We start from the raw sequence: 579 nt of genomic DNA, 5'->3' as shown, positions 1-579 counted from the left end.
TTATTACTCCAAAGTTCAACTCGTCTTGCCTCGTGTTTTATCTCTCCCTTCTCAAAGAGAATCTTCTTGTCTGTATGCGTAACCAGCCCGTCAGGACTTACATAGGTTACTGAGGATAGTTCCTTATACGTGAGATTCTTCTTCATCTTAGTCACATAGCATACTCCTTCTTCTGTAAGTCTCTGGAACTGTGCATAATCAATGTATGCTCTGTCCATAGTAAGGGTTGCATCCTTAGGAAGATGCACTTCTTTAAGTAGATAATGATCATGCGTAGCTGCAGATGTAAGTTGTACAACCATGGGAACGCCAACATGATACTTCATTACCGTATGAACCTTCATACCTCCTTTCTTCTTACCACTCTTAGGATGTCTGCCTACACCTTTGAGGATGTTGTCAAAAAGAGTAATCGTAGTTGAATCCATCATATACAGAAGTTTCTCCCATGTCTTCTGCTCGCCTTTTGGGCGGCTGTCCGCTAAAAAAGCACTATAACGCTCTAAGAGGTATGTATAAACGCTTGCAAAGAACTCTTGTGAACGACGCTTATTGGCTTCAGCAAGCGTACTACGGCGA

The 579-nt window shown here is 42.1% G+C and carries 1 protein-coding gene; it reads right to left on the bottom strand.

The genetic code is table 11. From position 1 onward, the window contains the following. Positions 1-431, bottom strand: a 431-nt coding sequence (locus JHU38_RS12290) for a transposase (protein ID WP_232369968.1), incomplete at its 3' end; no start/stop codon positions are given. Positions 432-579 lie beyond the last annotated feature (148 nt).

The sequence above is a fragment of the Prevotella illustrans genome (genome assembly GCF_017426725.1).
Lineage (GTDB): Bacteria > Bacteroidota > Bacteroidia > Bacteroidales > Bacteroidaceae > Prevotella > Prevotella illustrans.
The sequence above is the reverse complement of the archived record's forward strand: the minus strand, read 5'-3'. Positions and strand labels throughout refer to the sequence as shown.